This window comes from Pantoea sp. SJZ147 (assembly GCF_007828605.1).
Lineage (GTDB): Bacteria > Pseudomonadota > Gammaproteobacteria > Enterobacterales > Enterobacteriaceae > Pantoea > Pantoea allii.
Genome location: NZ_VIVB01000004.1, coordinates 123,015 through 139,229, shown reverse-complemented (window position 1 = coordinate 139,229; position 16,215 = coordinate 123,015). Strand labels below are relative to the sequence as shown.

Below are 16,215 nucleotides of genomic sequence, written 5' to 3'. Positions count from 1 at the left end.
GCAAGGCCACCCGCAGGGCGAGCGCAGCGAGTGAATCCCCCTCTCACCGCCATCTTCAAAGAAGAGCCTGAACTCACGTTCAGGCTTTTTTTTTACCTATTCTCCGCTGAGGGGGATGAGAAGCCCCGACCGGGGTTCGGCGTCTACATACCTTAATGCTTAGAGGTAAAGAGTTCAGGGCCGTTATCGCGAAGGAGTTGCAGCATCCGCATCACCGGTGGGCTCGGTGTGATTTCACCTCGCTCCCATTTCGATACGCTATCGACTGTCATGCCAAATGAGAGCGCCACAAGCGATTGCGACATTCCCCAACGCATGCGCACGTCTTTAATTTCAGTTGCCGTCATGGGCTTTACTGCTGCAATACGGGCACGGAGTTCACGATTTTTTGCGCGCTTTGCTATGGACTCCACTTCTTCATCCATTGCCAGTCCTAACGCGTGAAACGCTTTCGCATCTTCAAGTAGTTCGCTCAATTCGGCGGGTTCAGTTTTCATTACATTTAACCTCTCTGACCATTCCGCTTCTGACGAGCAGGCTCATCACTTCACTGTTTGCACGGAAAAACATTCTTGCCACATCCCTGTAGGTATCCAGCTGATCTTGATCGATTTCCCTGGCGTATTTCCTCGACAAGTTTTTAACCCATCCATCGTAATAAACCAGGTTGGTGCCTTGTCTGAAGAAGATGACCGTTCGCGCGCCGCCACGCTTGCCTTGGTGAAGAGCAAGGCGCTTTTTAATAACGCCCCCGCCTAAGTCAGCCTCAAACACGCCAGTAATAACGTCACCTGCTGCGTAACACAGGACGCTGTCTGTCAGACGCGTTTTTTTAAACACTCTGTCAAAACGTTTATGAACATAAAGCGTAAAACCCATGAAAAGTCCCTTTTCGTTATGGCGAGAATTATAGTAATGATTACTACACTTCACAAGCCTGAGGCTCCTGGTCTTACGTCCAAATGGGTCTGAAGCTATTCGTAAAAAAGCAAGAAATCCAATCGGTGCGCATCGCCATTACCGCTGGCCATGAATAACACCCGCCCACGCTATCAGCGATTCAGATTCCCCACTCCCCTGTTCACGCCTTGCGTACGCGAAGTGCGGGCCGCTCCCCAAAAAATTACGCGCTACGAAATGTATCCCCCACCAATACAAAAGGCCTACCGGTCTACCCGGCAGGCCCTTAACACATCCATCCCTTATTTTTTATCCAGCGACCATGTCGCGCTGCTGACATCCACCTTCACTGGCAATAATCCAATCTGGGTAAATTTATCCGCCAGTGTCTGCTGCTCTTTAAAGACATCCGGCGTCATTCGCTCGGCCCCTAAGGGCATTCTTGCCAGCGCGCGCTGCCAGATAGGTTGGGGCAGGCCCGTCGAGCCAGACAGAATTTTAGCGGCCTCGCCCTGATTTTTATTGGCCCAGCTGCTCAGCTTTTCAAGTTCTGAAAGAACCTGTTTTGCGGTGTCGGGATGACCGTCAGCAAATTTGCGACTGGCCAGATAAAAAGTGTAGTGCGGCACCAGGCCTTCGGCATTTTTGAGCAGCCGCGCTTCCGCGTTGGTTTCCACTTCCGCCAGGTAAGGGTCCCAGATGACCCATGCATCCACGGCGCCACGCTGGAATGCCGCTCGCGCATCAGCCGGAGGAAGATAAACCGGCGTGATGTCTTTGTAGCTCAGCCCCGCCTGCTCCAGGGCTGATACCAGCAAATAGTTCACATCCGATCCCTTGTTCAGGGCGACGCGCTTGCCTTTTAAATCCTTGACACTTTTTATCGTCGAATCCGCGGGCACCACAATAGCTTCGGTTTGTGGATTCGCCGGTGAGTGCCCCAGATAAACCAGGTCAGCCTGTGCGGCCTGCGCAAAGGTTGGCGGCGCATCACCGGTTGCGGCCAGATCGATACTGCCAATGTTGAGCCCTTCCAGCATTTGCGGGCCTGCCGGAAACTCCACCCAGTGCACCGCAATCCCCTGCTTTTTGAATTCGCTGTCCAGCGTGCCACGGTATTTGAGTAAGGCAAAAATATTGGCCTTCTGAAAACCGATATTCACCACGTTGAGCTTTTCTTCTGCCTGTGCCGTCACGATAGTGCCAATGTGCGCGACCGCAAGCAGCGCGCTAAATAAGATTTTTTTCATGTCTCTTTCCTGAGTGGTGTTGTCATCAGCGCAACATAACAAATCAGACGCAAACGGCTTAATGCGTAAAACATCTATCTTTAGTCATAAAACGTCATTGCGGCCATACCCTGTCACGCACGTTAATCGCTCGGGGAAACAAGCCGAGCGCATAAAAGCGATCGGCGATTCTCTGCTGCTCACGAATGATCGCCAGGTTCATTGACTGTGTTTGATGGCTTCGCCGGGCTAACGCACGACGCAGCGCGCTATCGGACATGCCCAGCTCTCCGGCCAGCAGCCCGGCGGCCTCTTGCGGGTACGCATCAATGTAGCGTCCTGTCTGCTCCAGGGCGGTCATCAGTATCTGCAGCAGGTCTGGCGAATGGTTCGCGAAGTGATGGTCCGCAAGGTAGAACTGATGGTTATTCACTCGCCCGACACCGTCGGCAATGACCCGAAGCTGATCCCCGCTTTCCGCCTCGCTCAGTAAAGGGTCCCACATCATCCATGCATCAACGGCATTCAGATCGCTGGGCGTTAACGGATATTTAGGCGGTGCATAAACAATCCGCACGTCCTCCGGCGTCAACCCCGCCTCATCCAGGATTTGCAGTAGCAGAAAATGGACGTTGGAACCTTTATTCACCGCAATACGTCTGCCCTTTAAATCGGCAATCTGGTTTATTGGGCTGTGCTTCGCCACCAGCAGCGCCACGCTTTGCGGCGCGGGCGGTTCCCAGGCAACATAAACCAGTGCGCAGTGACTGGCCTGGGCAAACAAAGGTGGCACTTCACCCGTGGTGCCAAAATCTATTTCCCGGTGGCTCAGCGCGTGTAACAACTGAGGCCCGGCGGGAAACTCGCTCCACAGGACACTGACGTTTTGCCCGGCCAGCTGCTGTTCAAGTTGCTGGCGCGCTTTGAGGATGCCAAGGTTGCCGAACTTTTGATAACCGATGCGCAACTCGCGCTCCTGCGCGACGACCGTTGAAGCAGTGCGGGGGCTTGACGTCAGGCTACGGCGCGGCTTGATGATGCCGAAATGGCCAAGGTGGGTACGCAGGCTGTTACGGCTGATTCCCAGCAGCGCCGCGGCCTGTAACTGGTTGCCCTGGCTCAGTTCATAGGCATTTCTGACCAGCGCCTCAATGACGCGGGGATAAAGTGGCGACTCGCTGCACTGGATCTGCTGGCGAATAAACGCATCAAGCGCATCCTGCTTTTGTACCTGTCCCGCGCCCGTCACCGTGCCCAGCCGCAGCTGCTGGGGTTCTATCTGCGGTGTTTCGCAGAGCAACACCGCGTTGTGCAATGTATTTTCCAGCTCCCGTATGTTCCCCGGCCAGGAATAGGCTTTGAGCGTTTCCATCGCCTCGTCGTTCAGACGCAACTGCGGTCGCCCCAGTCGGCGCGCATACCGCTGCAGAAAATAGTCTGCCAGAACCGGGATATCCTCAGACCGCTGGCGCAACGGGGGCAAGGCAACGCTGGCGACGTTAAGCCGGTAGTAGAGATCTTCGCGAAACCGCCGCTCGGCTATCGCCGTTGTCAGATCGCGGTTCGTCGCGGCAATAACCCGGACATCAACCTTCACAGCCTGAGAAGAGCCCACGCGGGTAATTTCCCTTTCCTGTAACACGCGAAGCAGTTTGACCTGAAGGGGCAGACTGAGTTCGCCGATTTCATCCAGCAGTAACGTTCCGCCCTGCGCGGCCTCAAACCAGCCACGATGGCGGTCGGTTGCCCCGGTAAACGCCCCCTTTTCATGACCAAAGAGTTCAGACTCGGCCAGGCTCTCCGTCAGCGCACCGCAGTTAACCGCCATAAAGGGCGCATGCCGACGCTGGCTGTGATGATGCAGATAGCGCGCCATCACCTCTTTGCCGGTACCCGTTTCACCGATGATCAAGACAGTGGCGTCCGTGGGTGCCAGCTGATCCAGAATATGCCTGAACGCCAGGGAAGCGGGGTCAATTAAATCGGGGCCAGCGTGCTGCATAGCGCATTCCTGCAGAGTGAGTGAACGCTAAACATATCCCTTATTGCGGTCAGAAACGAGCCGCTGCCGGTAGTGAATTGCTGCAAACGCAACAACAGCTGCCACACATTGCTGCATTTGCAGCAGTCATTACCACACCGATGAAAATCCATCTTATTGATATTAATAGATAAAAAATACAACACCGGTTGGCACGCATCCTGCTTAATGCTATATAACCGAAAATGAATTTTCTAATTACCAATTTCAAATATCGTTATAAAGGAATCTGCTAATGCGTGATGCCGCTGAAAAAAACATTAATCTTTTTTGGTTCTTACCGACCCATGGCGACGGGCGTTATCTGGGAACCACCCAGGGCGGCAGAGCGGTAGATCTGCCCTATCTGCAACAGGTTGCCCTTGCCGCCGATAATCTGGGATTTTACGGCGTACTGATTCCGACCGGGAAAAGCTGTGAGGACGCCTGGCTGGTTGCCTCGGCGCTGGCTCCGATAACCAAACAGCTTCGTTATCTGGTGGCCGTCCGACCGGGTTTACAACCACCGAGCCTGGCCGCACGCATGGCTGCAACGCTGGATCGTCTGTCTGAAGGACGTTTACTTATTAATGTGGTGACGGGCGGTGACCCGGTAGAAAACAAAGGCGACGGCATTTTTCTCAGCCACGCCGAACGTTATCAGGTCACTCGTGAGTTTCTTGATGTCTATTCCCGTCTGCTTAAAGGGGAAAAGGTGGATTATCACGGGGAACATATTCACGTTGAAGGCGCTGAGATCCTCTTTCCCCCGGTTCAGGCCGAAGGCCCGCCCCTTTATTTTGGCGGCTCCTCGGATGAAGCCGTTGAGGTTGCAGCCAGCCAGGTTGATACCTATTTGACATGGGGCGAGCCGGTAGACCAGGTTGCCGCTAAACTGGAAGAGGTGCGCAAGCGCGCCGAGGAACGTGGCCGGACGCTCTCCTACGGCATTCGTCTGCACGTCATCGTGCGGGAAACCGAGGAAGAGGCCTGGGCCGCAGCCGATAAGTTGATCGCGCACCTGGATGAAGAAACCATTGCCGCAGCACAGAAAATCTTTGCCCGCATGGACTCGACCGGTCAGGCCCGCATGAGCGCCCTGCACGGCGGTTCACGTGATGGACTGCGCATCGGGCCCAACTTATGGGCTGGCGTCGGCCTGGTGCGGGGCGGCGCAGGCACTGCGCTGGTGGGTAATCCGCAACAGGTGGCGGAACGGATACGGGAATATCAGGCGCTGGGCATTGATAACTTTATTCTGTCCGGTTATCCGCATCTTGAAGAAGCACATCGGGTTGCCGATTTACTGATGCCGCTGTTGCCGCTTTCCACCCATGCCGATAAAAAGCAGCGCAGTGTGAATACCGGTCCTTTCGGCGAAACCATCGGGGGCGATCATCGTCCCGAAAAACAGGCCAGTGCGAGCTAATCAGAGAGGCAGTGTATGTCCGAGCAGCATATTGTCATCGTTGGTGGCGGATTCAGTGGAACGGCGCTGGCCGTTCATTTGGGTCGTCTCGGCAGTTCAGGATTGCGCGTGACGGTTATCGAACCCCGGGCGCAGCTGGCTCAGGGCGTTGCCTACTCGACAACCGATCCGGCCCATCGCATTAATGTGCCCGCCTCGCGTATGCAATTAGCCGGTGATGAAGAAGGCAGTTTTGACCGCTGGTTCCGTGCTTCCAGTGCGTTTATCCGTGATTCGGCTGCCCACTGGCATGACGGCAATGTCTATCCTCAACGCAGGCAGTTTGCACACTGGGTGAATGAGCAGTTTGAGGCGGTAAAGGCGCATTCCCCGGTCGGGCTGGTACATGTGCAGGACCGCGCCGTAGCCTTGCGGCAAGGCACGGTCAGCACCGCATCCGGCAAGCGTATTCAGGCGGATATCGTGGTGCTGGCGATCAGTCATCCCGCGCCCCAGCTTCCCGCAGCCTTAACACCGCTGGCAAATCATCCAGGGCTTATCGCCAATCCCTGGCGGCATCAAGCCCTGTCACAGATTGCGCCTGAAGACCGTGTCGCGATTGTCGGGTCGGGCTTAACCATGTCCGACATGGTTGCTACGCTTGAACGGCAGGGACATCGTGGCCCTGTCACTGTCTTTTCCCGGCGCGGGCAGCTTCCCCGGCCCAATCTGAGTGAGGCGAACCTCAGTTGGCAGTTTGATGGTGATCTTACCGTCCCCTTGAGCACCCGCGCCTGGCTACGGCGAATAAGGCAGGACATCCGCCAGGCCGAAGCAAAATCGATTCCCTGGCAGGTGGTGTTTGATGAGGTCAGGCGCAATGGCCAGGCGATTTGGCAGCGCCTGCCGTTGAGTGAACAACGCCGCTTTCTGCGGCATCTGCGGCCATGGTGGGACGTACACCGCTATCGCATCGCGCCTCAGGTCGGACAGGTCTTAGAGGACCGACAACGCCGTGGTGAATTATGCGTGCTCGCCGCGCGGCTGACTGTGGCTGAAGCCCTACCGTCCGCCATTCAGCTTACTCTGCAACCCCGTTCTGGCAATGCAGTGATGCTGGAGGTTGAGCAGGTTATCGTGACCACTGGCCCTGCACATGGTGCTTTAACAGAGCGCGATGCGCTGTTAAAACAGCTTTCCGACGACGGCGTTATCCAGCCCGATCCGCTGGCGCTGGGAATACATGTCAATGCGCAGTCACAGACGCTCAACCTTCAGGGCCAGCCTAACCCCCATCTTTATGTGGTCGGCCCCGCGGCGCGCGGGCGTTTTGGCGAACTGATGGGCCTGCCCCAGGTTGCCACACATGCTGAATCCGTCGCCCGCCAGTTGCTGAACCTCACCGCCGAAACGCTAAATGAGCGATGTCCCCTTTCGCTGACTGACTGACTCACCCCTTTTCTTCACCATCCCAATAACGTGGGCGGCCTGACAGTGCCGCATCCGCTCAGGAGTTTGCTATGCCTAAACAACGTGAAATTCGCTTAAATGCGTTTGATATGAACTGTGTTGGTCATCAGTCCCCTGGCCTGTGGGCGCATCCCCGCGACCGCTCATGGCAATACAAAGATCTGGAGTACTGGACGGACTTAGCGGTGCTGCTGGAACGCGGTAAATTCGATGGCCTGTTTATTGCCGACGTACTGGGTATTTATGATGTGTTCAACGGCAATAATGATGCGGCCATTCGCAGTGCGGCCCAGGTGCCGGTGAATGATCCCCTGGCCCTGATTACGCCAATGGCGATGGTCACAAAACACCTCGGTTTTGGCCTGACCGCATCGCTCTCTTTTGAGCACCCCTATCCGTTTGCCCGGCGCATGTCGACGCTGGATCATCTGACCAAAGGTCGGGTCGGCTGGAATATCGTCACCTCCTACCTGGAAAGCGGCGCCCGTAATCTGGGTCAGGCCACGCAAACCAGCCACGATGCCCGCTATGATTACGCCGACGAATATCTGCAGGTGGTTTACAAACTGCTGGAAGGCAGTTGGGAGGATGATGCCGTCATACGCGATCGCCAGCGCCATATTTTCAGCGATCCCAGTAAGGTGCATCCCATCAATCACCAGGGAACCTTTTTCCAGGTGCCGGGCATTCATCTGTGTGAACCTTCGCCGCAGCGCACGCCAGTGCTTTATCAGGCGGGTGCATCCAGCCGCGGTAAAGCCTTCGCCGCGCAGCACGCCGAATGTGTGTTTGTCGCCGCACCGTCTAAGGTGCTGTTAAAGAAAACGGTGGCCGATATCCGACGTCGCGCAGAGGAAGCCGGTCGCGATCCACGCAGTATTTTGATTTTCAATATGCAAACGGTGATTGTGGGGGAAACCGACAACGTCGCCCGGGCTAAATGGCAGGATTACAAACGCTATGTCAGCCATGATGGGGCACTGGCGCTGATCTCCGGCTGGACCGGCATCGATTTCAGTCAGTACCAACCCGATCAGGTGTTTAAGCATCTGCATACCGATGCGATTCAGTCCGTTGTGGAGAGCTTTTCCACTGCCGATCCGCAACGTGAATGGACCGTACAAAATATGGCTGAATGGGTCGGCATCGGCGGCTTTGGGCCTCTGCTGGTCGGCAGCACTGAAACCGTTGCCGATGAATTACAAAGCTGGGTAGAGGAAACCGATGTTGATGGCTTTAATCTGGCCTATGCCGTCACGCATGAAACCTTTGCTGATGTCGTCGATTTGCTGGTGCCGGAACTGCAAAAACGAGGCGTTTATAAACAGGATTATCAACCCGGTACGTTGAGAGAGAAGCTCTTTGGCCAGGGTGCGCGCCTTGAGCATCCGCACCCGGGCGCTGGCTATCGACGCACCATGTCGGAATCAGGTCTGATTGTCCCGGCGGAGGCATCATGATGAGGTTTGTCCCGCCGCCTGAGGTCTGTCCATCTGGCCTGTCAGCCTCTGGTCAGGCCTGAATTATTCTCTCTGACGCTCTCTTTTCACCGGATGCGCGACAACGCTTCCGGTGTTTCTCATGCCAAAAATAAATTAAATAACTTATTGAATTTAAAATAATAGTTATGACTTTTTGTTGTTTGTTTACGGCTCAATTCCTTCATATAAAGGCATTACCTGTACAGACAATAACGAGGACAACATGAGCACACTGAATATTGATGAGGAGGCGGCGATCCCCGCCTCGCCTCACTCCACGCCCATTCGCTCCGTCAGTGATGTCGCGAAACTGATTAATACCCAAAGTGAGAAAAACAGCTATGCGCGCTGGATAGTGTTTCTGGCGCTGGGCGGTGTATTTCTGGATGCCTACGATCTGACGACCCTGTCTTACGGCATTGATGATGTGGTGAAAGCGTTTAGCTTAACGCCCACGTTAACCGGATTAGTCACGTCATCCATTATGATTGGCACGATTTTGGGCAATCTGATCGGTGGATGGCTGACCGACAAATATGGTCGCTATTCCGTGTTTATGGCTGACATGCTTTTCTTTGTGGTGTCCGCCATTGCAGCCGGTCTGGCACCCAACGTCTGGGTACTGATTGGCGCGCGCTTTCTGATGGGCATTGGTGTGGGCATTGATTTGCCTGTGGCGATGGCTTATCTGGCTGAATTTTCGAAATTCTCCGGCAAAGGCAATAAAGCGTCCCGTCTGGCAGCCTGGTGCCCGATGTGGTACGCCGCCTCCTCGGTGTGCTTTCTGATTATCTTCGCCCTTTATTTTCTGTTACCGGCGCAGCACCTTGACTGGTTATGGCGTGCCTCGCTGTTGTTTGGTGCCGTGCCTGCTCTGCTTATCATTGCCGTGCGCAGTAAGTTTATGAACGAATCCCCACTGTGGGCGGCGAACCAGGGTGATTTAAGCGGTGCAGTGCGTATCCTGCGTGATTCGTACGGCATCCGCGCGCATGAAGACACCAGTATTCCTGCGGCAACAAAACCGGCCGCACCGGCGGTCAGTTTTCGCGTGTTATTCCAGAAACCTTATCGGGAGCGCACCGTGGTGGCAGCGGTGATGAACGCCTGTATTTCGTTTGAATACACCGCGATTGCCTTTTTTCTGCCCTCCATTCTGGCGCAGTTTCTGGGGGCGGGCATCTTCGAAACCATTTCCGCCTCGCTGGGACTCAACGCGCTGTTTGCCTTTACCGGCGGCCTGCTTGGCATGCGTTTGGCCTGGAAATTTCCGTCACGCCATGTCGCCATTGCCGGATTTGCCCTGCAGTTTATTGCCCTCACCTCACTGGCCTTGATTGGCCATCCCGATGCGACAACCGGCGTGGTGTTTGCCATTTTGATGCTGGGGCTGTGGTTGTTTGCTGAGGGCTTTGGACCGGGCGCGCAGTTAATGATCTATCCCGCACTCTCCTATCCCACACATATTCGTGCCACCGGCGTCGGTTTTAGTCGTTCCATCTCGGGCATCGGAAGCGCCCTGGCGCTGTTCATCCTGCCCATACTGCAGGCGGCTTATGGCACCAACATGTTCTGGATTGTTTCACTGGCCGCCATTATTCCCATCATTTTCTTGTTAGTGGTCCGTTTTGAGCCGACTCGCCAGGATATTGATGACCCGTCAACACACGGAGAACACCATGTCTGAACCTGATTACACCTTACTGGCCGCGCGTTTTCGCCCCCTTTTCGCCCGTATCGCCGAAGGCGCCGTCGAGCGTGAACGTGACCGTACGCTGCTGCATGAGCCTTTGCGCTGGCTGAAGGCGGCGGGCTTTGGCACGCTGCGTATTCCTCAGGCACACGGCGGTTTTGGCGCGTCCCTGCCTCAGTTGTTCCGCTTACTGACCGAACTGGCCGAGGCCGATTCCAACCTGCCGCAGGCGCTGCGTGCCCATATGGCCTTTGTCGAGGATCGCCTTAATCAACCCGACAGTGACGATCGCCAACGCTGGTTTCGTCGTTTTATCGACGGCGATATCGTTGGCAGCGGCTGGAGTGAAACAGGCAGCGTCAAGTTGGGAGACGTCAACACCCGCGTGTCTCCTACCGACAAAGGCTGGCAGCTCAATGGTGAGAAGTTTTACAGCACCGGCTCGTTGTATGCCGACTGGATCGATGTTTACGCTAAGCGCACTGACAATCAGCGTGATGTGATTGCGGTAGTCAGTACACATCAGGATGCGGTGGCGCGGGACGATGACTGGGACGGATTTGGCCAACGCCTGACGGGTAGCGGTACGACGCGCTTTCGCGAGGCCTGGGTTGAGCCTGCGCACGTCTATGATTTCAGTGAGCGCTTTCGCTATCAAACCGCCTTCTATCAGCATGTTTTACTGGCGACGCTGGCTGGTATTGGGCGGGCCATTGTTCGCGATGTGTCACAGGGCGTGGCAAGCAGAAAGCGAATCTACAGCCACGGTAATGCCCGACAGGTTAGCCAGGATGTGCAGGTTTTACAGGTCGTGGGGCAGATAAGCAGTTGGGTGTGGGCAACTGATGCCGCCGTGCAGCAGGCAACGCACGCGCTACAGCTGGCTTTTGATGCGCACATTCAGGGACGGGACGAAAAACAGATTCATGCGGCCAACGTGCAGGCCGAAGTGGAGGCGGCAAAGGCTCAGGTGGTGGCTGTTGACTGGATTACGCGCGCAGCAAGCGAGCTGTTTAACGCCCTTGGCGCATCAGATACGCGCGTCAGTAAAGCCCTGGATCGACACTGGCGCAATGCCCGTACTATTGGTTCGCATAATCCGGTGATCTACAAGAGCCGCAACGTGGGTGACTGGGAGGTAAACCAACGTGATCCGACCTTTATCTGGCAGATTGGTGGCGGCGAATAACGCGCCGGGCGAATATAAAAAACCCGGCCGAAGCCGGGTTTTGGTCGCTACATGGCTCAATCGAACGCTAGCTGTAAGCATGCAAAGTGCGCTGACACAGCGCGGAACGCACGCAATCCTCTTTGCCGAAACGGGCAATGCCCACCATCTCGTCCTCTTCGAAACGCGCCAGCGCGTCTGCGAGACCAGAAGGCACCCCAGCGGGCAAATCGCACTGGGTTATATCGCCGTTAACAATCACCGTGACATTTTCGCCAAGGCGGGTCAGAAACATTTTCATCTGCGCAGCTGTCACGTTCTGCGCTTCATCCAGAATCACTACCGCATTTTCAAAAGTACGACCACGCATATAAGCAAAGGGAGCGATTTCGACTTTGCCGATTTCGGGCCGCAGACAATATTGCATAAAGGATGCGCCAAGACGTTTAACCAGAATGTCGTAAACCGGGCGGAAATAAGGGGCGAACTTTTCTGAGATATCCCCGGGAAGGAATCCCAGATCTTCATCCGCCTGCAGCACCGGGCGCGTAACGATAATCCTGTCGATATCCTTATGAATCAGGGCCTCTGCCGCTTTCGCAGCACTAATCCAGGTTTTGCCGCAGCCCGCTTCACCGGTGGCGAAGATAAGCTGTTTTGATTCTATGGCGTTAAGATAGTGCGCCTGAGCTTCATTTCGGGCTTCAATCGGTGCCCGGTCACGCACATCGCGCGCCATGCCAATCGAGTCCAACCCACCCATTTGCACCAGCGAAGTGACCGATTCTTCTTCACGCTGACGATGACTGCGGGAGTCATTACGAAGCACTCGTCTTGCTTCTCGACGCGCTTTGATCACTGCTTTCTGTCTTCCCATAGTGGCACCTTACAGTTGGTTTCATTTCCCGCTCAGGCAACAAGCCCGATGCGATTACGTGAACGCTTTAGAGGTTTCAGTTGGCTTCCTTTAGAGCCGTGACAGGCCATGACGATTGATATCCGGCAGCAAAACAGCCTTGCCGTTTACCGGTAAAAAAGGAATGAGGTTGAAGAGAGAAAACACGTTGAGGTGTAAAAGCGATTGAGGAAGAAACGTCCTCACGGGAAAGTGCGATATTGTTTACTGCTGTACGGCTGTAAAAACATCTATCCATGCGCGAACTCCAGTGTGAGACATCAACACGCCCGATTACGCTTTCATAGTAAAGTGAACCATCTTATTGGTATTTTGCAACAGTATTTTCACTTTAATGAAAAATAAATATTCAACCGACCGTTAACACTGACCTTACTTAAATTAAATTACGCTTGTATTACAGCGTGTTAGTTTATTTGTCGTCAGGTGAACAAACGTTAAAAACGGAGCGCTAAAAAAACAGGCTGGAGAGAAAAACGGACGGGCGGGGAGACGGCATCCTGTGCTGTCACACACAACATGCCGTGACTAAAATTTAATCAACTCTCGAGTAAGGACTGGCCTAAATAATGTTTTTCACTGATAACGCCAGGTAATACAAAAAAGTACCCTCCGCCAAACGGACGTATATACTCTTCCAGCGCCTCACCGTTCAGACGATTTTGTACGGTAAGAAAGCCTAATTCTAAATCATGCTGATAACAAACAAACAGCAATCCCATTTCCAACTGGCCCGACGCTGAAATACCCGCTGAATAACTGTATCCACGGCGCAGCATCAAACTGCTTTCGGTTGCTGCGGTGCGTGGGTTCGCCAGACGAATATGCGCATCCAGCGCAATAATGTCGCCATCAGGGTCCTTGCGATAATCCGGCACGTCGTGCTCGTTCTGCATGCCCAGCGGTGCACCACTCAGTTTCTCTCGGCCAAAAATCGTTTGTTGCTCACCTAACGGCGTGCGATCCCACATTTCAACATGGAAGCGGATCAACCTTACGGCCTGATAACTGCCGTGACGCGCCCACTCGGGTTCAGCCTGTTCTTCCGTCACCCACAGCAGCTTATCCATCAACGCCGTGTTATGCGTGTCCGGGTTAGCCGTGCCGTCTTTGAAGCCCAGCAGATTGATCGGCGTTTCTTTGCCCGCGCTGCGTGCGGCGTGATCGGAAATAAACCCCTCCCGACGCCAGCGAATGCCTAACAGATCGGGCGTGTGTTTGACCACATCACGCAGCGCATGAATCACCGTGTCCTGCGTGTTCGCACAGATTTGCAGCAGCAGATCGCCGTGGCACTGATTTGCATCCAACGCGTCGTTAGGAAAACGCGTCATTGTCTGCAGTTTCACCGGTTTCAGCGCCGACAGGCCAAACCGCGCATCAAACAGCGAGTGGCCGACCGAAACGGTCATGGTCAGATTATCCGGGGCAATCTCTGCCCCGAGAATGCCTGAGTCGAGCGGCGGCAACTGCGGGTTGGTCACTGCGGGTGCCATGCCGCCCCGGGTCAGAAAGGCGATGCGCTGCGTCAGCAACCGGAACAAACGCTGCAGTTCCTGCTTGTCGCTGGTCAGCACATCGAACGCCACCAGCATCATCGACGCCTGCTGCGGCGTCGTAATGCCAGCCTGGTGCATGCCATAAAACGGCTGCGTCTGCTGGCGCGCGTTCGGCGTCACTGTGCCCGGCGAAAAGCTGTCGGGATTCTCGGCGGCCCCGGCATGAAACGGGCATCCGGCACTGACGGCCGCCGCGCCACCGAGCATCCCCAGGCCTTTCAAGAGACGGCGACGCGATGGCTGGGTCAACTCCTGATCCTTATCCATGATTAATCCAGGCCTAAGGTGCCACGCAGCAGGGAAAGATCTTCAGCCAGGGCGGTGATCGGGCCCTTCAAGGCGGTGCGGTCGGCAGGTGTCAGTTTTTCGTAAGATTCATACCCCTGACCGCTGCGGTATTTATCCAGGATCGCGTCAACTTTAGCGAAATTCGCATCCACTTTCGCCAGAAGCTGGGGATTCGCCTGCTTCAGAACAGGACGCAACAGCTCGACAATTTTTTGCGCGCCATCGACGTTAGCCCGGAAATCCCACAAGTCGGTGCGGCTGTACCGATCTTCCTCTCCAGAGATTTTGCTGGAGGCCACTTCTTCGATAAGCCCCGCCGCGCCACCGACCACTTTTGCCGGTGGGAAGGCCAGCTCGCTGACGCGTTTTTGCAGATCGTGCACGTCGTTGTTCAACTGTTCGGCATAGCCCGCCATATCTTTGGTGCTGTTATCAGCAAACAGGGCTTTTTCCAGACGGTGGAAACCGGTGAATTTCGGATCTTGCGCTTTTTTCTCATAATCATCTTCACGGGCGTCGATGCGACCATCCAGATCGGAGAACAGCTCAGCGATGGGTTCTATACGTTCATAGTGCTGGCGCGTCGGCGCAAACAGCGCTTTGGCTTTTTCTACATCCCCGGCTTTCACCGCGTCAGTAAAGGCCTGGGTGCCCGTCACCAGCTGATTCACTTCATCAGTCACATAGGCTTTATAAGCGTTGATCGGGCCGGCCAGTTGCATCAGTTCGGTCTTCCCTTTCTGCGCACTTTTGCCGCCGCTGCCCTGCACAATCAACTTACCTTTCGGGTTGGTCAGCAGGCCACAGGTCATTTCATATTCGCCAGCCTCGAGGTTGGCGGTCAGTTTTTGACTGAAACCCGGTGCAATATTTTCGCGCTCCTCAACCACCATCACACCTTTGAGGATTTCCCATTCCAGCGCTTTTTGACTGTTATTTTTGATTAAAAACTGAGTCTTACCCGCCTGAACCGTCAGCGACATAGGCTCGCACTGCTTGTCAGTGACACTCACGCTAACCTGTGGGATCGCGGCGGCCAGCGTAGAACCGGAAACCGCCAGCAGCGAAGCCAGCACCGCATTACGGCGAAAACGCATCATCATATTTTTCCCTATAAAGTCAGAGGCGCGGCGAACGCGCCAGGTAAACGCGTTAGCGCGCAGCGGCTGAGGTTTCAGCGCGTGCAGGCATAACAAACAGTAATAACGCGGGAATCAAATAAAGCAGCCAGACGGCCACCTCACTGATGCTGGGGGCTTCCTGATAGCCCAGAATGCCCTCCAGCAGCGTGCCAAACAGCGAGTGCGTCGATAAGGTATTACTCATATCGAACGCCACCTGCTGAAAATGGTTCCACAGACCAGCCTCATGAAAGGCGCGGATAGCGCCTGCCGCCAGCCCTGCAGCAACAAACAGAATGAAAATACTGGTCCAACGGAAAAAGTGCGCCATGTTGAGGCGCACGCCGCCCCAGTAGATCGCCATGCCCAGCAACACGGCAGTGGCTAACCCAAGCAGAGCACCCAGCGGCGGTGCGTAACCCACATCCTGCGTGAAGGCGGCCAGCAAAAAGAACACCGATTCCAGCCCTTCTCGCGCCACGGCCAGGAAGACCATCAGGACCAGCGCCAGACCGCCCCCGGCGGATTTCTGCAAGGCCTGATCAACCGCCTGCTCCAGTTCCCGTTTGATATTGCGCGCTACCCGGCGCATCCAGAACACCATAGAGGTCAGGATGACGACCGCAACCACCGCCACAATACCTTCAAACAGCTCTTGCTGTTTCTGGGGAAACTCGCCCGTGGTCTGGTTAATAAAGATGCCCAACGCCAGGCAAAGCGCGGCGGCAATAAACACGCCCGCCCACATGGCCGGAAACCATTGTGTGCGCTGCGTCCGTTTCAGGTAGCTGGCGATGAGGCTGACGATAAGTGCCGCCTCCAGACCTTCACGCAGCATGATGAGAAAAGGAACAAACATCGCCAACCTCTTAAATGTTAAGCAGCGTCAATAAGACGTAAATTTACGTAAAAACGAACGATACCGATTATCATTACCACTCAGAAAAAAACAAGTTCCTTGG

13 protein-coding genes are annotated in these 16,215 nt (G+C 55.0%); 5 read left to right on the top strand and 8 right to left on the bottom strand.

Translation table 11 applies throughout. The features are described from left to right. Window positions 1-152 precede the first annotated feature (152 nt). From FBY13_RS07730 to FBY13_RS07715, 4 genes are all read right to left on the bottom strand, one after another. Window positions 153-497 carry a DNA-binding transcriptional regulator gene (locus tag FBY13_RS07730; protein WP_145393886.1) on the bottom strand — a complete coding sequence of 115 codons (345 nt, stop codon included), beginning with the start codon at window positions 495-497 and terminating at the stop codon, window positions 153-155. Next, entirely contained in the window at window positions 487-879 is a 393-nt protein-coding gene (locus FBY13_RS07725) for a type II toxin-antitoxin system RelE/ParE family toxin (RefSeq protein ID WP_145393885.1), read from the bottom strand. Before FBY13_RS07725 ends, FBY13_RS07730 begins: the two co-directional genes overlap by 11 nt. Before the next feature lie 323 nt (window positions 880-1,202). Continuing rightward, window positions 1,203-2,150, bottom strand: coding sequence for a sulfonate ABC transporter substrate-binding protein (locus FBY13_RS07720; protein ID WP_145393884.1), 948 nt, complete (start codon window positions 2,148-2,150; stop codon window positions 1,203-1,205). Window positions 2,151-2,244: 94 nt separating this feature from the next. After that, window positions 2,245-4,131 carry a sigma-54-dependent Fis family transcriptional regulator gene (locus tag FBY13_RS07715; RefSeq protein WP_145393883.1) on the bottom strand — a complete coding sequence of 629 codons (1,887 nt, stop codon included), beginning with the start codon at window positions 4,129-4,131 and terminating at the stop codon, window positions 2,245-2,247. A gap of 274 nt (window positions 4,132-4,405) precedes the next feature. Between FBY13_RS07715 and ssuD the strand changes: the two genes are divergently transcribed. The 5 genes from ssuD (at window position 4,406) to FBY13_RS07690 (ending at window position 11,390) form a co-directional block, all read left to right on the top strand. Further along, on the top strand, window positions 4,406-5,578 hold the full coding sequence (gene ssuD / locus FBY13_RS07710; protein ID WP_145393882.1) for an FMNH2-dependent alkanesulfonate monooxygenase: 1,173 nt from the start codon (window positions 4,406-4,408) through the stop codon (window positions 5,576-5,578). A gap of 15 nt (window positions 5,579-5,593) precedes the next feature. Continuing rightward, entirely contained in the window at window positions 5,594-7,006 is a 1,413-nt protein-coding gene (locus FBY13_RS07705) for an FAD/NAD(P)-binding protein (RefSeq protein ID WP_145393881.1), read from the top strand. Between the two features lie 71 nt (window positions 7,007-7,077). After that, complete coding sequence (locus FBY13_RS07700) at window positions 7,078-8,487, top strand: LLM class flavin-dependent oxidoreductase (protein ID WP_145393880.1); 1,410 nt, start codon at window positions 7,078-7,080, stop codon at window positions 8,485-8,487. Window positions 8,488-8,731: 244 nt separating this feature from the next. Further along, a complete protein-coding gene (locus FBY13_RS07695) occupies window positions 8,732-10,195 on the top strand; it encodes an MFS transporter (protein ID WP_145393879.1) in 1,464 nt (487 codons plus the stop codon). After that, a complete protein-coding gene (locus FBY13_RS07690; RefSeq protein ID WP_096011012.1) occupies window positions 10,188-11,390 on the top strand; it encodes an acyl-CoA dehydrogenase family protein in 1,203 nt (400 codons plus the stop codon). Before FBY13_RS07695 ends, FBY13_RS07690 begins: the two co-directional genes overlap by 8 nt. A 67-nt stretch (window positions 11,391-11,457) precedes the next feature. Here FBY13_RS07690 and phoH read toward each other — a convergent pair whose 3' ends face one another. The 4 genes from phoH to efeU all read right to left on the bottom strand — a co-directional run bounded on the left by phoH (window position 11,458) and on the right by efeU (window position 16,112). Next, a complete protein-coding gene (gene phoH / locus FBY13_RS07685) occupies window positions 11,458-12,246 on the bottom strand; it encodes a phosphate starvation-inducible protein PhoH (protein ID WP_145393878.1) in 789 nt (262 codons plus the stop codon). A 578-nt stretch (window positions 12,247-12,824) separates the two neighbouring features. Then, on the bottom strand, window positions 12,825-14,111 hold the full coding sequence (gene efeB, locus FBY13_RS07680) for an iron uptake transporter deferrochelatase/peroxidase subunit (RefSeq protein WP_145393877.1): 1,287 nt from the start codon (window positions 14,109-14,111) through the stop codon (window positions 12,825-12,827). A gap of 2 nt (window positions 14,112-14,113) precedes the next feature. Then, a complete protein-coding gene (efeO, locus tag FBY13_RS07675; RefSeq protein ID WP_096011020.1) occupies window positions 14,114-15,235 on the bottom strand; it encodes an iron uptake system protein EfeO in 1,122 nt (373 codons plus the stop codon). 49 nt (window positions 15,236-15,284) lie between these two features. Beyond that, entirely contained in the window at window positions 15,285-16,112 is an 828-nt protein-coding gene (gene efeU, locus FBY13_RS07670; RefSeq protein ID WP_096011009.1) for an iron uptake transporter permease EfeU, read from the bottom strand. Window positions 16,113-16,215 lie beyond the last annotated feature (103 nt).